We start from the raw sequence: 806 nt of genomic DNA, 5'->3' as shown, positions 1-806 counted from the left end.
CAGGCGACGGGATCGACGAGATAATGCGAGCACATTTGCAGGAACCGCCTGTTGTACTTGCGTTCCTTGCCGACGAAGATGGCATCGACCGCGGTTTTCATATTGTCGTAGATCCCGCGTGTGCACGCCCCTTTGAAGAAGGCGAAGCCGCCGTCGTGGGCGTCGAACACCATTTCCTGCGTCTCGCGCGGATAGGCGCGCGCGAACAGCATGCGGCTGTGGCAGAGCCGCATGTGCGCCACCTTCACGGTCACCGTCGCGCCGTTCAGCACGACGATTTCGTGGCTCCAATCAAACTGGTAGGCTTCGCCCGGCGCAAAGGTCAGCGGCACAAAGGCCGGCGCCGTGGCGGCGCCGCGCGCCTTGCGCCAGCCGATCGCATAGCGGCGAACGGCGTCATAGCTGCCCTCGTAGCCGAGGCCGCGCAATTCCTCGAACAGCCGGATGAAGGTCAGCTGCTCCCGGGCCGGCTTGCCGTCATTTTCCAGCAAAAGCACGTCGAGTTGCTCGCGCCAGGGTCCGATCTTGGGCTGAGGCTGCGCCCGCGTTCGTAGCGAAACTCAGTCGCGCCCGAGCGGATCACTTTCCGAACGACCTTCCGCGACACATGCAGCGTTCGGCAGATCTCCTTGATCGGCTTTTTCTGATGAAAAAACGCCAGGCGAATTTTGGCGATCGTCTCCACAATCAGCATTCCAATCTCGGCCTCCGACAAATCAGGAGGCCAGTGTGGACCCTCAGCCCCGGGGTCCCGATTGGATGCAAATCACCCCAGCGCTGGGGTCCTTATTCCATGCAAAATCACA

At 61.4% G+C, this 806-nt stretch carries 1 pseudogene; it reads right to left on the bottom strand.

The window, feature by feature from the left end:
• Positions 1–694, bottom strand: a pseudogene (gene istA, locus GJ654_RS20670) (IS21 family transposase); the annotation flags it as partial.
• Between the last annotated feature and the right edge of the window lie 112 nt (positions 695–806).

It is taken from the genome of Rhodoblastus acidophilus, from assembly GCF_009720655.1.
Taxonomy (GTDB): Bacteria; Pseudomonadota; Alphaproteobacteria; order Rhizobiales; family Beijerinckiaceae; genus Rhodoblastus; species Rhodoblastus acidophilus_A.
Note: the sequence above shows the minus strand (reverse complement) of the source record. Positions and strands in the feature narration are given on the sequence as shown.